Origin of the sequence: Sphingosinicella sp. BN140058, assembly GCF_004135585.1 — a bacterium.
In the GTDB taxonomy this organism is placed as follows: domain Bacteria; phylum Pseudomonadota; class Alphaproteobacteria; order Sphingomonadales; family Sphingomonadaceae; genus Allosphingosinicella.
On the sequence record NZ_CP035501.1, the window covers coordinates 925,350 to 942,803 of the forward strand.

Here is a 17,454-nt window from a genome sequence, read left to right on the forward strand (position 1 = left end):
CGCCAGGAAACCCTGCCCCTCTGCTATGTCGCGCGTTCACCCTTCTCCGCTTTTCTGCCGCGATCGGGGGGATGGGACGACGGACAGGCGCTTGTCGCGGCAGGCGGAGCTCAGCCATCGCCAACGGATCAGACCGGAACGGTCGAGCAGCTCCGGCCGTGCATGGAATGGGTATGGATCGTGCGCCGGGAACGTGCGCACGCGCTGGAGATCCGGTTGCTGCTCGATCGACCAGCCTCTGCGAGGTCATTCCTGAACTGCACTGGCAGCGTGGCAATCGTTCGTGCGGATGTACCTCTCCCATCCGTCCACGAAGTGGATCTCCTCAGACAAGAAGAAGGCGAAGCGCATCCCCGAGGCGGTTCGCGCGTTCACCGGCAATTCAGCCGAAGGACCGCATCGCGGCGATGTCCATGCGGCGAGCCATTCGAGGAGCGAAGCGGATGATCAAAGCTGTGATCCTTTCCTCTGCGGGCTTCCTGCTGACGTCGGCGGCGGTCGCGCAGGATTATACCGGCAATGTCGATCCGTCCGCCTACAGTCTTCCCAACGTGATGCACTCAGCGATCAACGCGCAGGCGAAGGGCGCCAAGAGCCCGCGTTACACCATCTCTGCGCAATCAAGAGAGGGGTGCCGGAACCTGCCGAGCATTCGCGCCCGCCTTGGCGCCCGCGATGCCCGCGTCCAGAAGATCACCCGCCTCTGCCGCGAGCTCGGCCTGATACGGTAAGCCGTCCGTGCCGGGCGGAAGCGCGCCCAACGTCCAAAGACAGGCTCGCCGACGCTATCTCTGCCCGCGCGCCTGCCGCGCCTGTTGCTCCGAAGCACGCTGCCGCATCAGGTTCGCCAAGCCGGGCGTATTCGACCACAATGCCGCATAGCGAGGATCGGAACGGAGCGGTGGGGGAAACTCGCTCGAGCCGAACGGCATCGCCCAAGGGAGGTAGGTGGAGCCCATGTCGTGGGCGCGCGTGAGGGAAGCCAGCGCCTTGCCGGACGCGCCGGCATGGGCATATTCGTAGGCAAGGGCGAACAAGGTATCGGCCTCGGTGGAAGCCGCCAGCGCGTTGCGTCCGTCGATCGTGGCCTTGAGATCCGCATCGATCAGCGTTTCGAGCATGCGTGGGCGTCCCTGCAACGCATCGATCGCGGCGTCGGCCCGCGCGACCAGCTGGATCATCGCCGCCGCGGACCCACGGTTGGACGCCGCGCCTGAGATCGACGCCGCGACCGAACGCAGTTCGCCCGCATCGCGGGTCGAGAGCGCCGTCAGATAGGCTTCGCGGGCCAGTGAGACGTTGCCGGGATCACGCTGCAGCAGCGTTCGATAGGTTCCGAGCGCGCCCGCATGATCGCCGGCGCATTGCATCAGCCGCGGCACGCCTCGCGCCCGCCAGAGGGATCCGGGATCGAGCCGCACCGCAGCCCGCGCGTAGCGCAGACCTTCGTCGCAGCGTCCGATCACGGCAAGATGAAAGGCGTACCAGCTGTTCGTTTCCGCCGATCGGGGATCGAGCGCGATGGCCCGGCGCAAGAGCGCCCCGGCATCGTTCCAGTTCGAGGAGCGGTAGAAGTCCTGCGCCGCGGCGACGAGGACCGTGGAATCGTCCGGATCCGCGATCAGCGCGTGGGTCAGCGCCCGATCGGCGCGGCGCCGCCGGTCCTCGAACTGTGCGGGGCTTTCACCCGGCCTCGGGAAATCCGGGATCTGATCGGCCTGGTACCGGAGCATCAGGGCTTTGGCCGATTCCGGATCGATCGCCAGGGCCGCGTCCGCCTTTGCGGACGCTTCCGCATAAAGCCGGTTCGCCGCCGGGGCGTTCTGGCGCTGCCGCTCCTCGCCGGCACGCTGCCATGCCCGCGCACCTTCGGCCACGAGACGCGCGACGTCCGCGCGTTGCGGCTCGCGCGCGCTTCGGCTGCCGCCCATCGCGTTGCTGAGCCACACGGCAAGGTACCGAACGACTGCGGCCACCGCCCGCTGCTGTTCCGGGATGAGCGAGGAGGATTTCGCGAAGCGGCCGGACCAGATCGTCTCCCCGCTGTCGGCGCGCTTCAGCGTCAGCAGAACCGAGGGATGTGCGCTCGATTGATCATAGCTGCCTTCGACGACGAGATCGGGGGATCCGGGCGTTCCGGCGTCCGCCAGCTTGAGCCCATGCACCCGCGCCAGGCTCTGACGAAGTTCGGACGCGAACGCGCCGGCGGGCGCCGCGTCCCGCGCACTCGCCGGGATGAGATGGACAGCAATAAAGCGATCGGCCTCGGCGTCGGCGGGACGCGCGCTCCAGAGCGCAAATCCCGCCATCAGGAATGCGACCACGGCCAAGCAGGCGAGCGCGATCGACGCCCGACTGTGCGTTCGGGATGAGCGCGGACCTGGCGCGGGCTTGGGCTCCGCGACGCCTCCTTCGGCGGGGATCAGACGGTAGCCGACCTTGCGTTGCGTCTGAAGCTCGAAGGCGCCGGTCTCGGCGCCGAGCTTCCGGATGCGGGAGACCACACGATTGATCGCGTCTTCGCTGACGCTGCGCCCTTCCCAGCACTGGTCGACCAGCATAGACCTCGAAACCACGTCGCCTGCATTCGTGGCGAGCAATGCGAGCATCCGCATGACCCGGGGCTCGAGCAGGATCCGATCTTCACCGATCGTCACCTCGCACGCCTCCGGGCGTATCAGCATACCGGCAAGCACGATTTCCGATTGCGGTCGAGACGGTGCTGCCATGGGCGTCAGCTTGTGCAGATTGGCGGCGGCGAGTTCAACTCCATGCTGATCGCCGTGGAGCAGAGGTGTGCGAAGAAGGCTTCGGCAGATGCCGTCGGCGCTGAACCGCCGGCGCGACCCTCCCGGAGCAAAAGTCAGGATAAAATCAGGTTAGAGTCCTAGCTCGAGGTCGCAGGACTCGCGACTGCCCGGCACATCGATCAGCCGGGACGAACGCCAAATGAAACATACTTCCGAATCTGTCGCGCAGTGCAGGCCAGCCCGCGGGCGCTCGCGCCGAATCCGCCTGACGGCGGACTTTCGTCAGCAAGAGGGCATCAACCAATGAGCAAAAGCGCGAAGAGAGTAGCAGCCTCTCTGCTGGCGGGAGCTTCCGGCCTGATCGCCCTGATCCCGGCGCAGGCGCAGGCGCAAGCGGCCAGCTGCTCCGCGGAGTCCGCCCCCGACACCTATCTTTGCTCCGGGACGGCCGGCGGCAACGACAATCCGCAGATCATTGCCTCCTCGGCATCCGTGACGGTGACGACCGCGCCCGATTTCTCGATCCGGACGAGCGGATCCAATGACGCGATCACGATTCGTGCGCCGGGGAGGTTCAGCGACGGGGCGACCTCCTCCATCACCTCCGATCGAGGCATCGGCCTCGCCATCACCAACGCCGACGAGAGACCGATCACCATCACCGTCGCCGGTACCGTTTCGGGCGGGCAGACCGGCATTTCGGCCGACACTGTCGGCAACGTCACGATCGACATAAAAGGGACGGTGACCGGCACAGACACGTCGGCGCTCGTCCCGTCGGCAATCCGCGTGGTCTCCGACCAATCGACCACGCTGACCATCGCATCCGGTGCCAGCGTCACGGGCAACGTCAACATCGATCGGCGGAACAACGCACCCGCGGCAACCGCCACGGTGACCAACGCGGGCATTGTGCGCGGAATGGTCTTCGTCGGGGCGCTCGGAGCGACGGTCACCAACAGCGGAACGATCGACGCCGGTTCGGGCACCGCTCTTCAGGTGTCGGGCACGAACGGGACCGTCAACCTCACTGCCGGTGCGATCACCGGCACCGTGACCATTCAGAACGGAAGCCGGCTGAGCTGGACCGGAGGCAGCCTGTCCGGCGGCATCAACGCCAATTCCAGCGCGCTCAGCCTCTCCGGCATCACGCCCGCCCAACTCGCAACCGTCAAGTTCCTGAACGGGGGCGGGACCGGCGCTTCGCTTTCCCTCAACGGTGTCGTCGCCCGCGGCGGGGTGCTTGCCGGCGGCGACACGACCGGCGGCATCAACCTGACCAACTGGGCCAAGATCGATTTCGCGCAAGGGACGGACTGGACCGCCACAGGTTCGATTCAAAGCCTCGACACCGTGATCGATGCCACCTCCACGCTGCGCGTCGGCAACAACGTCAATCCGACCCTCGGCTACGCGGCTAGCGGCGGGAGGTTCATCAACAACGGCACGCTGGATCTGTCGGGCAGCTTCGTAGGCAACAGGGTGGCGATCGAGGAGGGCTTCACGCAGACGTCAACCGGCAGGCTGGTCATCGGCGTCTCGCCGGACGCCATCGATCTGGTCACGGTCAGCGGCGCAGCCAATCTCGCTGGAACATTGGTGTTCGCCTGGGCGCCTGGAACCTATGATAGCGCAGGCTCGCGTACCTTCCTCTCGAGTACCGGTCTTAATGGAACGAAGTTCGACACCATAGTGAATGCCGCGGGCACCACCCCGCCCGCTGGCTTCAATCCAGAGGTGGTCTACACGGCCACCACCACGAGCCTGACACTCACCGCGGGAGATCCGGGGCCGCCGCCCCCACCACCACCACCTCCTCCTCCGCCACCACCACCTCCTCCGCCCTCCCCACCGCCTCCGGCCCCACCGGCGCCGCCGCCCCCATCGCCGCCTGCGCCGCCTCCACCCCCGCCGTCGCCGCCGCCGACGGTCATCTCGCCCGCCGACGCCCGAATCTACAGCGCGCAGACGTTCGCTTTCGCATCGGCCAACGAGGGCAATGCGATGGCGTTGTTGGGCCGCACCGAAGCCGACGGGGGCGGTAACACGCTCTACAATCTCGCGCTCACCCCTGGGCAGCGGGTGAGGACATGGGGGGAGTTTGGCGGCGACTGGGTCCGGTCGGATGCGCGTGGCGGCACCGGGCGTTTCGAGACCCGCGGCCGCTTCATCCAGGCCGGCGCGGACACTCAAGTCGGCCGGGTCGGGCGGGTCGGCCTTGCGCTGGGATACCAGCGGATCGAACTCGAGACCGCGGCCGGAGGCGAGGCGAGCACCGACACGGTTCGGCTCAGCGCCTACGGTTCCTACGCGTTCGGTCCGCTCGGTCTGTCTGCCATGGCCGGCTATGCACACGGATCCGACACCACCCGCCGATCGACCGGCGTCGGCCGAAGCCAGGCGCGCCGCGGCACGGATCAATGGCTGGCAGCGGCCCAGCTATCCGCCCCGCTGCGCGTCGGCGCGGTAACCGTGACGCCGGCAGCCGGAGTGATCGTTTCGCACATCGACAGCGAACGGTTCGCCGAAAGCGGATCGATACCGACGACGTTTCGAACCACTGCGACGGGACTCGATCGGACCTTCGTCTCGCCCTTCGCGACGCTCGGCGTATCGGCGAGCTTCGCCTCGGCCGACGGAACCGAGTGGATCCCCGACATCTCGGTCGGCTATCGACGGCAGAATGTCGCAGCCGGGACGGACTACATCCTTGCCGCAGCGGACGGCACAACCTTTGCCGGGAACAACGTGAACCTCGCGCCCGATGTGGGGACCGTCGGAGCCAGCCTGACCGGGCATCGCGGCGCATGGACGGGCGCATTCACCTATCGCGGTGCGTTCGCATCGGGGCGGCGGGACAATCGCCTCGGCATGACGCTGCGTTATGCGTTCTGAGGGCGGCGCCCTGTGGCAGCGCGGAGAGCCGCGCTCCGCCACCGCCGCAAGCGAGACTGCCCGGTTTCCGAGCGAAGGTCTCATCCGCTCGGCGGCGCAGGGGCATTCGTCGACGAGGCCGCCGCCCACGACAGCCCTCCGGCCGACGTTCACGTTGGCATGACGACTCAACGCCAACGGGCCGCCTCGACCCGATTCCTCCAGGTCGGCTGCCCTTACCTACAGGAGTGCAAATCCATGATGATCGCAACACTCGCTCTGGCCGTCGCCGTTACGGCAGCATCGGGCCAGCCTGACCCCGCCGTCCATGTCCCGCCCGAGATCGGTGCCGCCTACGGCCGGTTGGGCAAGGCGATCGCATCGCACGACGTCGAAGGCGTGAAATCGGTCTGGGCCGAAGACTTCGTCGTAAACGCGCCGAACAACGAGGTCCTGCATCGGGATCAGGTGATCGCCGCGATCGAAGGCGACTTCCTGAACTATAAGGATTTTCAGAAGCACATCCGCTTCGTCGGCGAGAAGCCCGAAATCACCATCGTGATGGGCTACGACACGATGGTGCCGCTGAACGGACCCGGCGCAGGGCAACACGTCAAACGGCCCTTCACGGACATCTGGGCGAAGCGTGCCGGGACATGGATGCTGATAGCGCGTCAGGCCACCATCGCGGCCGTCGACTAAAGGCTTCGGATCGTCGCCGCAGCGGAAGTCGGTGCGGCGCGTGACCAGCCGACCAGGCCAGGCCCCTCCTGGCCGGCCTGATCGGCAGGACTGCGCAACCTGATATTGCTCCTTCACAACAGCCGCCCGCGAGAACGCTGAGCCTCACCGTCATTCCCGAGGCGCCGCCATCGCCGCCTCATAGGCGGCCTGCAGCCTGGAGAAGACCGACTCCCGCGGTGCCGGGGCGCCGAGGTGGAGATGGCGCAGCTCCTCCATGAACGCGGCCCACAACGGGGGACCGCCTTCTTCCAGGATCTCGGCCCGTACGGAAAGCTCCCTGGAGGCGGTGGTATGGCGCACGCCCCATCCGCCCATATGGGCGAGCAGCGGCACCAGTGCGATCGACCCCTCGGTAAGGCTGTAGATGGCCTTCTGCTTGTGGCTGCGATCGTCTCGCCGGGACACCAGACCTGCCGCCTCGAGACGCTTCAGCCGGTCGGCGAGGATATTAGAGGCGATGCCCTCTTCGGAGCGCTTGAGCAGTTCGCGATAGTGACGACGATTGCCGAACATCAGATCGCGGATCACGATCAGGCTCCAGCGGTCTCCCAGCATCTCGAGGGTAAGGTTGATCGGACACCCCGATCGCGCCGCCTGCTTCACCGTCTCGCCTCCTGACGCTTGCGAAGTAGGGTTGGTCGCTGTACTCCACAACCAGTTGCAATCCGCAAGCAGCAGAAGGATCGCCGCCATGATCACGGTGTTCGGGGAAGGCCGCGGCTTTCGGGTCGTCTGGCTGCTGGAGGAGATGGGCCTTCCGCATCGGCTGCGGCCGATCGACCTTCTCGCCAGCCTCGAACACGAAGAGGAATTCCTGGCCATCAACCCGGCCGGCTTCATCCCGGCGCTTCAGGATGGCGACGTCGCCATGGTCGAGTCGATCGCGATCCTCGAATATCTGATCGCGCGCTACGGCCCGACGCCTCTCGCGCCCGAGGCCCGCGATCCCTCCTTCCCTCTCTACCAGCAGTTCCTGCATCTCGGCGAGGCGGGTCTGGCGATGCCGATCAACGCGGTGGTCGCCACGCAGATGCTCGCGCCGGAGGCGGAGCAGGACAATTGGACCATCCGTTGGGCGCGTCAGATCTTCGAAAGTCGCCTCGGCCTGGTGACGCGGCAGCTCGCGCAGACGCCCTATGTTGCCGGCGCGGCGTTCACGGCCGCCGACATCTCGGTCGTCTATGGCCTGCTGCTGGCGCGGAGAACCGGAAACGCTCGATACGGAGACCTCGAGGAGGCCTATATCGACCGAGTCACGCGCCGTGACGCCTACAAACGCGCCCTGGACACATGTGAGGCGACCAAGGCGTGGGCGATGGCGAAGGGCGGCTGATCAGCCAAGCCGTCGACTGCAGGATTGCCTTCGCGACCCGACAGACGAAGCAATCGACCGCGACAAAGGCTGATCGTCGGCGTCATTGACGACAATCACCGGATCACGCCCGTCGGTTCATGCGATCCGCGCCACCTCCGAAGGCAACCAGGCTTCGACGGTGAAGCCGAGGTCCGCGCGGATCGCCAGTCTGCCGCCGAGCGCTTCGATCCGCTCGCGCATGCCGCGGAGGCCCGAGCCGGGCGTGGCAGCAGCAGGGTTCGCGCCGCCGTCGTCGCGCGCAACGAGGCGCACGCCGTCGCCATCGGGCGTGACCTGGAGCCACAGATTGTCGGCCCGGGCATGTCTGACGGCATTGGTCACCGCCTCCTGGGCACAGCGCATCAGGGCGTGGGCCTGCTCGGAACCAACCCGCACATCGGGCGCCATTTCGACGTGGATGCGGGGAGCGGGCACGCTGTGCGCGAGCGCTTCCAGCGCCGCCTTCAGATTGCAGTCTTCGGTATCGCGAAGGGCGGAGACCACGTCGCGCACCTTGACGAGCAGGGCGCGGGCAAGGCTCTTCGCCTGCGCCACATGATCATCGACCCTCTCCGGATCCTTGACGTGACTCGCGATCTCGAGCTGCAGCCCGAGCGCGGTCAGCTCGTGACCCCAGGCATCGTGCAGCTCGCGCGAGATGCGCAGGCGCTCCGCATCGCGAACGCTGTTGGCGATGATCGCCTGGGCCGAGCGCAATTCCCGGTTCGTCCGGGCGAGCGCGCGTCCGGTCTCCTCCTCCCGGCGCATCGCGGTCGCCGTCAGGAACAGCACCACCTGCAGCGCGAGCGACTCCGTGACGACCCAGCACAGATCGGGGCTGATCGCCTGGGCGAGCGCGGCGATGATCGCCAGCGTCTGGAAGGCAATCCAGCCCAAGGCCCTGCCGGTGCTGGTTGCCATCGCGACCTGCCAGGCGATGATCACGAGGAACGTCGACATCCCTGCCCAGGGAACCAGGAGCGTCATGGCAACGACGCAGCCGAGCTGGAGCCACAGCAGGGCCCAGTGGAGACGCGGGCGCAGCTTCAGCCCCATCGCGCCCAGGATCGCACTCCCGAAGACGAGATAGGCGACCAGCCACAAGGGCGACACGGTCACGCTGCGGATCGTTCCGCCTTCCGCCAACTTGGTGAGGATCGGCCAGCCCCAGGCGACCCAGACCGCAAGCGCCGCGATACAGAAGATCCAGTGTTGCTGCCGCTTGAAGGACCCGGTCATCGTCAAATTCTGCCACAGGGCATTGTGGGTTGCCATAGCCCGAAAGTCATGATTCGGACGTGGCGGGCACCGATCCCGATCCCTCTCGAGACGCGGGAAGATGCTCGACGCGGGGAGCGGAAGCAGGGCTTCCGCTCTCCATCACCCAAGGCTCAACTGTCCTTGTACTTGACGTTGCAGCCGTAGGGGCGGCTGGTCGGTACCGAGACCTTCTTGCCGGCCGCGACTTCGCCGAGCGCCGCGAGCACGTGGTTGCGAGCGCCGGCGACGTCGGCCGGGTTCGCCGTCGGCTTGTCGTCAATGCCGCCGGCGTAGACGAGCCTTCCGGCCCTATCGATGACGTACATGTGCGGCGTGGTGACCGCGCCATAGCCCCTGCCGACGGTGCCGGCAGGATCGAGCAGATAGGCGGTCGGCTGGGCCTTCTGGCCGGCCACGAAGGCCCTAGCGGCGGCGCCGTCCATATGGCCCTGCTTGCCGGCCGCGCTGGAGTTGATCGTCAGCCAGACGACGCCCGCATTCCTTGCCGCGGCCTGCGTCTTCTGCATGTTGCCGCTGCCATAATGCTTCTTCACAAAGGGGCATCCGGGGTTGTTCCATTCGAGGACGACGATCTTCCCCTTATACTGATCGAGCGACACCGCCTGGCCATTCATCCCGACAAGCCGGAAATTGGGCGCCGGGCTGCCGATTTGCGGCGCGGCCATAGCCGGCGCCGCAAGCACGAACGCGGCGGCGAGTGGGATCAGATGCTTCATCACGACCTCCTTTGCTTCAGATTGGCTTTGCTTCAGATTGGCTCTGCTTCAGACTGGAGTTCCAAGCGCGGTGAGCTCCCCGACCGTCAGGATCTGGGGCAGGATCTTCGCGTCCTGGCCCGGTGGATAATAGAGATAGAGGGGGACGCCCGAGCGACCGTGCTGCGCAAGGAAGCGGCCGATCTCGGCATCGCCGCGCGTCCAGTCGCCCCCCAGCACCGCGACGTTGCGCGCCTGGAAGGCACGGGCCACCTCCGCGCTCGCCATGGCGCCCTTCTCGTTCACCTTGCAGGTGATGCACCAATCGGCCGTGAAATAGACGAAGACCGGCCTTCGCTCCGCCCGCAGCGCCGCGAGACTCGCTTCGCGGAAAGGTTCGGAGGCGAGGACGCCCTGCGCCGCTACTTCGGCACGGACCCCGAGCGGGACGATGAAAATGGCGGCGGCGGCCGCAGCCAGAGCCGGCGCGAGCGGCAGCCAGGCGCGTGAGCCTCCCTGCCGCACGCCGACCCACCAGAAGCCGAGGCCGAGGACGAGCGCTGCGCCGACGCCGAGCGCCATCCCGTCAACCCCCGCCTGGCGGCCGAGCACCCAGGCGAGGCCAAGGGCGGTGAGGAACATCGGGACGGAAAGGATGCGCCGCAGCCGGTTCATCCAGGCGCCCGGCCTGGGCAGCCTGCGCCGCAAGGCGGGAACGAATCCGAGCAGCAGGAAGGGCAGAGCAAGGCCAAGGCCGAGCCCTGCGAAGATGGCGAGCGAGGCTGCGGTCGGAAGCACGAGTGCGGCGCCGAGCGCGGCACCCATGAAGGGTCCGGTGCAGGGCGTCGCGACGAAGGCGGCAAGCGCACCGGTCCAGAAGGCGCCATGGACGCCGCCGGCGGCGGCCAGCCTGCCGCCGCTTGCGATGGCGGGGAGCTCGAACAGGCCGGCAAGGTTGAGCGCGATCGCGGTGACGAGCAGCAGCAGGATCAGGATCACGCGCGGATCCTGGAGCTGGAAGGCCCAGCCGACCGCGGCCCCGCCGGCGCGAAGGCCGAGCAGGATGCCGCCGAGCGCCACGCAGACCAGCACCACGCCGGCCGTGTAGGCGAGCGCCTCGCGCCGGGCCGAGGATTCGTCGGCGCCCGCCTTGGCAAGGCTCAGCGCCTTGAGGCTCAGGATCGGAAACACGCAGGGCATGACGTTGAGGAGGAGGCCGCCGAGGATCGCACCGGCGAGCGCCGCCTGGATCACGCGCCATCCCGCGCCCGCCGCCGGTGCCTCGGCATCGGCCGTCACACCCGCCGGCGGAACCGGCCCCGGCTTCGCCGTCACCAGCAGGCCCTGCCCCTCACCGATACTGAGCAGGCCCGGAACGGCGGCGAGGCCGGTCGCGTTGGCGCCGGCTCTGGTCTCAACGATCAGCAGATCGCCGTTGCGGCTCACCTTCTGCGCGGCGCCGTGATCGAGGCTGCCATAATCGAACGGGAAGAAATAGGGATCCTCCACGTCCACCGAAGCGGGCAGCGGCACGCCGATCCGCACCATTCCGTTTTCGACCAGGAACCGTCCTTCCGCGCCGATCGGCCTCGGCATCGCCGCCTCGAACGCGGCGAAGCGCTTGTCCATCGCCGCCGGCTGCCCCGCTGGCCCTGCAACGATCTCCGTCGACACTTCGGCGCTGTCGGGCACGCAGATCTCGGCGGTGCAGGCGAGGAAATCGAGCCTGGCGCGGATCGGCAGCCGCGTGCCTGGCGCCACGTCGGCGGCGAGCTTCAGGTCGGCAAGCAGCGCATATTCGTGCTCGTAGACATAGTTCATGATGCCCGAAACGACGAGCCGCTCCGGCACCGGATAGCGCAGATCGGACGCGGTGATGCCCTTCGGCAGCGTCCAGGAGATCGTCGCTTCGGCGCCCGCATCGCCCGGATTTTCCCAATAGCCGTGCCAGCCCGGTTTCGGCTTCATGACGAACGCGAGCGGGATCGAAGCGCCGACAGGCGCCTGCTGCGCGCCGGGCACCAAAGTCACCGCAACATTGGTGCCGCCCGCCTGCTGCGCCCGCGACGGCATTTCGAAGCCGAAAAGCATCAGCAAGGCGACCAGCCACGCGGCGGCTGCCATGGCGCCGATGCATTGGTGCCGGTGGAAAGTCGGGCGTGCCATGAGCCGAATCTGCCATGGCCTGTGCCGCCTGACCATATGCCGGAAGTCACGGGTCTTCCGACATCGGACGAGTCCCCGTCGCCGATCGCGGCGCGCCTCCCGTTTCACGGTATGAACCGCTGTTCTTGAACACGGAAACGGAGCCACAAGTTGGAACATTTGCAATTCTGCGTTCCATCTGCCGAACCCGGACCTTGCTGTTCAGGGAAAGCCGAGCACGCCGCCGATGGCCCCGCGCAGCAGGCCGCGCTTCTTCTTCGATTTGGGCTCCTGCGCTACGGGTGCTTCTTCCCCGTCCGCGGCTTCACCGGCACCGCGCATCATCGCGGAGACGTCGGCGCCGAGCACGCTCATGTAGCTCGCCTTGGTGCGCAGCTTGACCGCCCAGCCGGCGGGCGCGTCGCGGGGGGCGCCGTAATTTCCCTCGGGACCGTAAGCGGTCATCATCAGCATCGGCGCATCGGCGGCCTTTGCGACGGCGGCCGGGATCGCGCATTCGGTCGCGTCGGGGCCGAGCAGGATGCGCTGCTGGACCAGACGGCCGATGTCGCTTTGCGCAAGATAGTCCGGCAGCGCCATGCCGGCCATGCGGACGGCGCTCGACGTCCACATGACGGTGGTGCCGTCCTCGCGCGCCGCGACCACCGTCAGGATATAGCCGCGGGCGTTGGCGAGCGCGGGCCAACTGATCCTGATCGCGCCGGAGCCGAGCGCGGCGTGCCGCGGCGCGAGGGGAGCGAGGAAGTCGTTGCCCGCGGCAACCGTGAAGCGCATGTCGGGCGCGTAATTGCCCTGCACGAGATGCTCGCCGACGAGCGACGCGCCGGGCGGGACGTTGGTGCCGCGGCGGCCGTTCGGCCATTCGCCATAGGTGGCATGGCGGCCGGCCGCGGGCGGGTTCATCGCATTGACCGCTGGCGTCGCTCCGAACGGCGACGGGCTGCCGGGCCTGATCTTCGCGAAGTCGACGACGAAGGGCTGGCCGGCCGCGGCCGCCTCGCCGCAGCCCCAGTAGAGCTCCATCCGTCCCTTGGGCATGTCCCCCACGCCCGGCCGGTAGTTGGTCCGTCCCTCGCCCTCCGGGTCCGCCTTGGGCGTGAGCAGCGGCAGACGGTCGCCGGCTTGCAGCGCCGGCGGCGGCAGATGGGCGGCGCTCGGCGCAGGCTTGCTTCGATCGGAGCCGAGCTGCAGCAGCAGAGTCTTCTCGACGCCGGCCGGCTGGCCGGTCGCCATCCCCGACACGGTGTCGGCGGAAAGCCAGTAGACCGCCTCGACCTTGGCCGGCCGCGCCTGTTGCGCGATGGCGGCGGTCGCGACGGCAAGCGCACCGAGCGCCGTACCGCGGATCAGGATCGTCTTCATGCTGGATGTCGCTTTCTGGTCAGGCGTGTGGCGCCGCAGCGGTGACGAGCGGCGGCGAGATGTGGAGGCGAAGGCTGGGATGGTCGATCACGAAGCGGCGATCGGCGAACATGTCGATGCCGAGGATCACCGCAGGCTGGTCCCCCGCGAAGCCGAGCACCTTGAATACGGACAGGTCCGCGATCCGCACCTTGGGGCTGGTGGCACGGGCATCGCCGATCGCGAGTTCGCGGAGCGGCGCTTCGACGCTCGCCGCCGCATGGGCGGTCGCGCCCTTGATGTCGGACGCCCTAACCAGTCCGGGGCTTTCCGGGGTGAGGCCGATCGCGTGCGCCGCCGCCCAATTGATGATGGTCCCGCGCGCGCCGGTGTCGAGCACGGCCGGCATCGCGACGCCGTTGATCCGCACCGTCAGGCGCGGGGCGCGCTGATCGTCGAGCACGAACGGGATCGACGTCGTGAGGCCATCGAGCATGCCGGATTCGACCTTCGCGGCCATCCTCCAGGATCGCCCCGGCAGGTCCATCGCGACGACGTAATCGGCGATGATGTCAGCCCCGAGAATGCCGTCGGTGCCGAGCCCGTCGGTCGGCCCCGGCGGCATCAGCAGCATCTGCCGTTCGCCGAATCTGTACCCGCCGACCTGCACCCGATCGATCGACGCAAGCTCAACCTGGGTCTGGCCGGCGGCGCCGTTCAGCGGCCGATCGGCGGCCTTGGCAGCGAGGCCGGGCATCTCCGCCCGCAGCCGCGGCATGATCGCAGTGATGCTGGCCGCGGTGTCGAGGACGAACCTTTTGGGCGCCGAGTCGCCGAGCCTCACTTGGACGACGGCATGGCCCGAGGGCAGGATTTCGAGCGCGCCTGAAACGGGGTTCGTCCCGGCGGGAGGGGCGTCCGAGGCCCGCGCATCGGCTTGCGCGAGGGCGAGCGCGCCGAGAAAGCCGCATGCGGCGAGACTGCAATGGCGACCGATCCTGGTCATGGCTGATCTCCGGGCGGCGGATTGCCGCGAACGGATTTCGGCTACGGCCGGCGCGGCGGCGACTCCACGCCGCAGCGATCAAGCCCGATCACGCTTCGCCGGAACCGGCAGCGCACGACGAAAACGGACTCGGGTGCGACGGCGCCGTCCCTCGAGCGATCGTAAACGCCGACCGCACCTGCTCGTCCGTGACCGAGGGCATTTCAGGCGGTCTCCGTCGTTCGATCGACGGCCCTCGTCGCGACCCGGCGCCCCCATCGCGCGGCGATCCGGATCCGGAGCATCGGCGATGCACGCCGCCATGCCGCCCCGTAACGCCCTTTCGAACGGCCTTGGCCGAACGGAGGGAACGATGATCAGTTTGCGCAGCTTGCCGGCGGTGACCGCCGGATTGATCCTGTCGGGCGCGGCCACGCCGGCGATCGCCGCCCAGTGTACCCGCGGGTGGGCGGGAACGATCAACTATACGCGCGCCCAGTCGAACAGCGACAACAAGACGGTCCAGCGCGTGACGGGCAAAGGCACGGAAACGACCAATTGGGTGATGAACGCTAACTACGCTGCGCAGATCGCGGTCCGAGCGCTGCCCGAGGCGGGCCTCAGCACCGGCCGCGCCAATATCAACTTGGCGTCGGTTTCGACCGAGACCAAGTCCGCGCACGACCAGGACGTTTGCCCTCACACCAAGGAGCGTCGCCAGGTTTCCGGTCAGTTCGTCAGCAAGAGCGAAACTCGGGCGCAGGGCAGCGGGCTCGAGACGGATGTCAGCATTGGGGTGGACGAGGATGGCCATTACACCGTCAGCCTGGTTCTGCCTGAAATCGAGGGCACGGTCTCGGGATCGTCGAGCGCGAGCTATTCGGGGCAGTGCACCCCCAAAAAGGGCACCAATCAGACACTCGGCGAAACGCCGACGAAGATCGACGGCATTCGCTTCGGCAGCGACGGCGACGATCGCGTCGATCGTTCCGATCCCAACCGCCTGACCGGCAGCCACTCCGTTTCGGCCCACGGCGTCACCGAAACGCTGAGCTGGAACCTGCGCCGATGCGGCCCGTCGCTGCGCCTGGCCGATCTCAAGTTTGAGGACATGCGCTTTCCGCGCTGGAACGACTGGCAGGAGATTCCCGAGCAGCGCGCGACGATCGACGGCAATATCGTGCGGGTTACCGCAATCGTCGCCAATGACGGGGACGAGGAGAAAGCGGCGACCGTCCGCTTCAAGGAAACCTATAAGGGCGACAGATGGGACGGCGCCAAGCCGGACAGCGGCATGGAGGAATTGTCCGTCACCGTCCCTGCCGGCGAACAGCGCGAGGTCCAGTTCACCTGGGACAGCTCGGGCTATGCCTGGTTCGACGATGGCCGTCCAAGACTGATCCAGCGTATCCGCGCAGAGCTCGAGGACCGCGGCAAGAAGGTCGACGAGCAGACCGACAACCTCAAGGTCGCGCCGCGTCCGCTGGTCCTGGTCCACGGCGCCTGGGAGGATTGGCGCATCTGGGAATCGTGGCAGAACATCCTGACCACCACCCATTCCTATGATTGGAAGGCCTATCCGGTCGGCGAGAAATCCGAATATGGCCGAATGGACATCGATGAGGAATTCGGCAGTACCGGCCGCACCGACACGATCTTCGACCATGCCCAGGATGTCGAGAAGTACATCGAATATGCTCAGGCGGAACGCAACGCCTGGCACGTCGACCTGGTCGCGCATTCGCTCGGCGGCCTGATCAGTCGGCAATATATCAATACTTGGATGCCGAGCTATTCCGACGGCAAGCCGCAGGTGACGCGCCTCCTGATGCTCGGCACGCCGAACATGGGCACGGGCTGCGCGGACCTGATGAGCTTCGCCCTCGAAGCCGTCGGTCAAACTCTCGAGGCCGTCGAAGAGATGCGGCCGAGCAGAGTCGCGAAGTTCAACGCCAGGGTGACCCAGCGCAAGGGCACGCAATTCTCGGCCCTTGCCGGCACATCCTCGCGGAGCGTCTGCTCTATGATGGATCCCAGCGACGGGGTCGTCTCGGTGCCGTCGGCGACCTGGCAGATCGAAGACGCCATGCAGATGGACGTGTCCCACGCCGACATGATGGACACCGCGCCATTTTCCAGCTTCGTCAGGCCGCGCCTGGCAATCGGCCCGGCCAAGGCGAAAGCCGCCGGAGCGCAGACCGGCATGAGCGGCGGCGGCGGCGGCGCGCCGCGGATCCTGCTGATCGACGATGCACCCGAGGCTCCGGAGCCAGGCAGACCCGATTTCGCCAAGGTCGTGAAACTCGCGCCCGGCGCGACCATCGACATGCCGCTGCCGGTCCGCGACGCGCGCAATCTTGGCCTGACCTTCGTCGCGGCCGGCACCGTTTCAGCCACCCTGATCGACGACAAGGGTAGGGTGGCGGGCGCGAACCTCGCCGCGACGCCCCAGGCAGGCCAGCCCTTCCGATCTTTGTTCGTCGATCGACCGGTCGCCACGGGCGAATGGACGATCAGGCTGCACAATGCCGGCGATGCCGCGCGCGAGGTCATTCTCGCGAGCTGGTCGAGCCCGAATTGATCGGAGCGGCCGGCCGCTATCCTTCATCCCGTTGGGAGTGCTTTCGATGAGACGACTTTGCTGGCTCGCCTTTGCGAGCATCGCCGCCGCATCCGCCCTGCCCGCGCAGGCGCCAGGACTGACCGGACGCTGGAGCCAGAGCAGCAATGGCAAAGAGCTGGTGCTTGCGCCGCGAGTCAAGCTGGTGCCCAATGTCGGCGTCACCGCCGGCACCAATCTCAGCGGCTCGACGGGCTACGGTTCCCTGACCCGCACCACCATCGTGACCGAGCCGGTGATGATGCCGGTGGCGCGCTCGATGACGCTGGCGGTCGACGCCGACGGCCGCTTCCGATGGACGATCGTCAGGCGCCATGCCGAGAAGCAAGGCTGCACGATCACCACCACGCAGGTGAAGCAAGGCCGGGTCAGCCAGGCCGGCGCCAAGCTCGATTTCGCGATCGCGGGCGGCACGGGCAGCTTCACGACCAGCTGCGGCCGCCGCGGCAGCGCGCCGCTGCCGGCCGCGACCGAACGATACGACATCCAGCCTGGCGGTAACGGATTTGTCCTTTCGGGCGGCGCCAGCCGCTGGGCCTTTCGGCGCCGCTGACGATCGCACGGTGCAAGGCGCTGCTGGCGGTCCTCAAGCCGAGCTTGGTGGCCGCGTTGGTGCATCGCGGGGTGAGCCGCCGATCTTCATC

13 protein-coding genes are annotated in these 17,454 nt (G+C 67.5%); 6 read left to right on the forward strand and 7 right to left on the reverse strand.

Going from position 1 to position 17,454, the window contains the following annotated elements:
* The first annotated feature begins 443 nt into the window (after positions 1 to 443).
* Positions 444 to 731, forward strand: a complete 288-nt coding sequence (locus tag ETR14_RS04235) for a hypothetical protein (protein ID WP_129383513.1) — start codon at positions 444 to 446, stop codon at positions 729 to 731.
* A 54-nt stretch (positions 732 to 785) separates the two neighbouring features.
* On the opposite strand, the gene ETR14_RS04240 is transcribed toward ETR14_RS04235, so the two are convergent.
* Complete coding sequence (locus ETR14_RS04240; RefSeq protein ID WP_165356307.1) at positions 786 to 2,657, reverse strand: winged helix-turn-helix domain-containing protein; 1,872 nt, start codon at positions 2,655 to 2,657, stop codon at positions 786 to 788.
* A 396-nt stretch (positions 2,658 to 3,053) separates the two neighbouring features.
* Here ETR14_RS04240 and ETR14_RS29625 point away from each other — a divergent pair, with 396 nt between their 5' ends.
* Together ETR14_RS29625 and ETR14_RS04250 are read left to right on the forward strand one after the other, a co-directional pair.
* Positions 3,054 to 5,645 (forward strand): autotransporter domain-containing protein, encoded by a 2,592-nt coding sequence (locus tag ETR14_RS29625; protein WP_129383515.1) that lies wholly within the window; start codon positions 3,054 to 3,056, stop codon positions 5,643 to 5,645.
* 237 nt (positions 5,646 to 5,882) lie between these two features.
* Positions 5,883 to 6,326: a nuclear transport factor 2 family protein gene (locus ETR14_RS04250; protein ID WP_165356308.1), complete on the forward strand. Its 444-nt coding sequence runs from the start codon at positions 5,883 to 5,885 to the stop codon at positions 6,324 to 6,326.
* A 150-nt stretch (positions 6,327 to 6,476) separates the two neighbouring features.
* Here the strand turns inward: ETR14_RS04250 and ETR14_RS04255 are convergent, their stop codons facing one another.
* Entirely contained in the window at positions 6,477 to 6,971 is a 495-nt protein-coding gene (locus ETR14_RS04255; protein ID WP_243455756.1) for a helix-turn-helix domain-containing protein, read from the reverse strand.
* Between the two features lie 88 nt (positions 6,972 to 7,059).
* Between ETR14_RS04255 and ETR14_RS04260 the strand changes: the two genes are divergently transcribed.
* Positions 7,060 to 7,701, forward strand: a complete 642-nt coding sequence (locus ETR14_RS04260) for a glutathione S-transferase family protein (RefSeq protein ID WP_129383518.1) — start codon at positions 7,060 to 7,062, stop codon at positions 7,699 to 7,701.
* Between the two features lie 117 nt (positions 7,702 to 7,818).
* Here the strand turns inward: ETR14_RS04260 and ETR14_RS04265 are convergent, their stop codons facing one another.
* The 5 genes from ETR14_RS04265 to ETR14_RS04285 all read right to left on the reverse strand — a co-directional run bounded on the left by ETR14_RS04265 (position 7,819) and on the right by ETR14_RS04285 (position 14,211).
* Entirely contained in the window at positions 7,819 to 8,997 is a 1,179-nt protein-coding gene (locus ETR14_RS04265; protein ID WP_129383519.1) for a sensor histidine kinase, read from the reverse strand.
* Positions 8,998 to 9,113: 116 nt separating this feature from the next.
* Complete coding sequence (locus tag ETR14_RS04270) at positions 9,114 to 9,719, reverse strand: thioredoxin family protein (RefSeq protein WP_129383520.1); 606 nt, start codon at positions 9,717 to 9,719, stop codon at positions 9,114 to 9,116.
* Positions 9,720 to 9,767: 48 nt separating this feature from the next.
* On the reverse strand, positions 9,768 to 11,822 hold the full coding sequence (locus ETR14_RS04275; protein WP_129391296.1) for a protein-disulfide reductase DsbD: 2,055 nt from the start codon (positions 11,820 to 11,822) through the stop codon (positions 9,768 to 9,770).
* 243 nt (positions 11,823 to 12,065) lie between these two features.
* The gene (locus ETR14_RS04280; RefSeq protein WP_129383521.1) at positions 12,066 to 13,226 is read right to left on the reverse strand and encodes a hypothetical protein; all 1,161 of its coding nucleotides are present in this window, start codon (positions 13,224 to 13,226) and stop codon (positions 12,066 to 12,068) included.
* Positions 13,227 to 13,245: 19 nt separating this feature from the next.
* The gene (locus tag ETR14_RS04285; protein ID WP_129383522.1) at positions 13,246 to 14,211 is read right to left on the reverse strand and encodes a retroviral-like aspartic protease family protein; all 966 of its coding nucleotides are present in this window, start codon (positions 14,209 to 14,211) and stop codon (positions 13,246 to 13,248) included.
* A gap of 352 nt (positions 14,212 to 14,563) precedes the next feature.
* On the opposite strand from ETR14_RS04285, the gene ETR14_RS04290 reads away from it, so the two are divergent.
* Together ETR14_RS04290 and ETR14_RS04295 are read left to right on the forward strand one after the other, a co-directional pair.
* The gene (locus ETR14_RS04290) at positions 14,564 to 16,771 is read left to right on the forward strand and encodes a triacylglycerol lipase (protein ID WP_129383523.1); all 2,208 of its coding nucleotides are present in this window, start codon (positions 14,564 to 14,566) and stop codon (positions 16,769 to 16,771) included.
* 46 nt (positions 16,772 to 16,817) lie between these two features.
* Positions 16,818 to 17,363 (forward strand): hypothetical protein, encoded by a 546-nt coding sequence (locus ETR14_RS04295; RefSeq protein ID WP_129383524.1) that lies wholly within the window; start codon positions 16,818 to 16,820, stop codon positions 17,361 to 17,363.
* Positions 17,364 to 17,454 lie beyond the last annotated feature (91 nt).

Excerpts from the sequence above, each read along its gene's own strand:
- ETR14_RS04235 (WP_129383513.1), top strand. The coding sequence starts at position 444 with ATGATCAAAGCTGTGATCCTTTCCTCTGCGGGCTTCCTGCTGACGTCG.
- ETR14_RS29625 (WP_129383515.1), top strand. The coding sequence starts at position 3,054 with ATGAGCAAAAGCGCGAAGAGAGTAGCAGCCTCTCTGCTGGCGGGAGCT.
- ETR14_RS04250 (WP_165356308.1), top strand. The coding sequence starts at position 5,883 with ATGATGATCGCAACACTCGCTCTGGCCGTCGCCGTTACGGCAGCATCG.
- ETR14_RS04260 (WP_129383518.1), top strand. The coding sequence starts at position 7,060 with ATGATCACGGTGTTCGGGGAAGGCCGCGGCTTTCGGGTCGTCTGGCTG.
- ETR14_RS04265 (WP_129383519.1), bottom strand. The coding sequence starts at position 8,997 with ATGGCAACCCACAATGCCCTGTGGCAGAATTTGACGATGACCGGGTCC.
- ETR14_RS04270 (WP_129383520.1), bottom strand. The coding sequence starts at position 9,719 with ATGAAGCATCTGATCCCACTCGCCGCCGCGTTCGTGCTTGCGGCGCCG.
- ETR14_RS04275 (WP_129391296.1), bottom strand. The coding sequence starts at position 11,822 with ATGGCAGCCGCCGCGTGGCTGGTCGCCTTGCTGATGCTTTTCGGCTTC.
- ETR14_RS04280 (WP_129383521.1), bottom strand. The coding sequence starts at position 13,226 with ATGAAGACGATCCTGATCCGCGGTACGGCGCTCGGTGCGCTTGCCGTC.
- ETR14_RS04285 (WP_129383522.1), bottom strand. The coding sequence starts at position 14,211 with ATGACCAGGATCGGTCGCCATTGCAGTCTCGCCGCATGCGGCTTTCTC.
- ETR14_RS04290 (WP_129383523.1), top strand. The coding sequence starts at position 14,564 with ATGATCAGTTTGCGCAGCTTGCCGGCGGTGACCGCCGGATTGATCCTG.
- ETR14_RS04295 (WP_129383524.1), top strand. The coding sequence starts at position 16,818 with ATGAGACGACTTTGCTGGCTCGCCTTTGCGAGCATCGCCGCCGCATCC.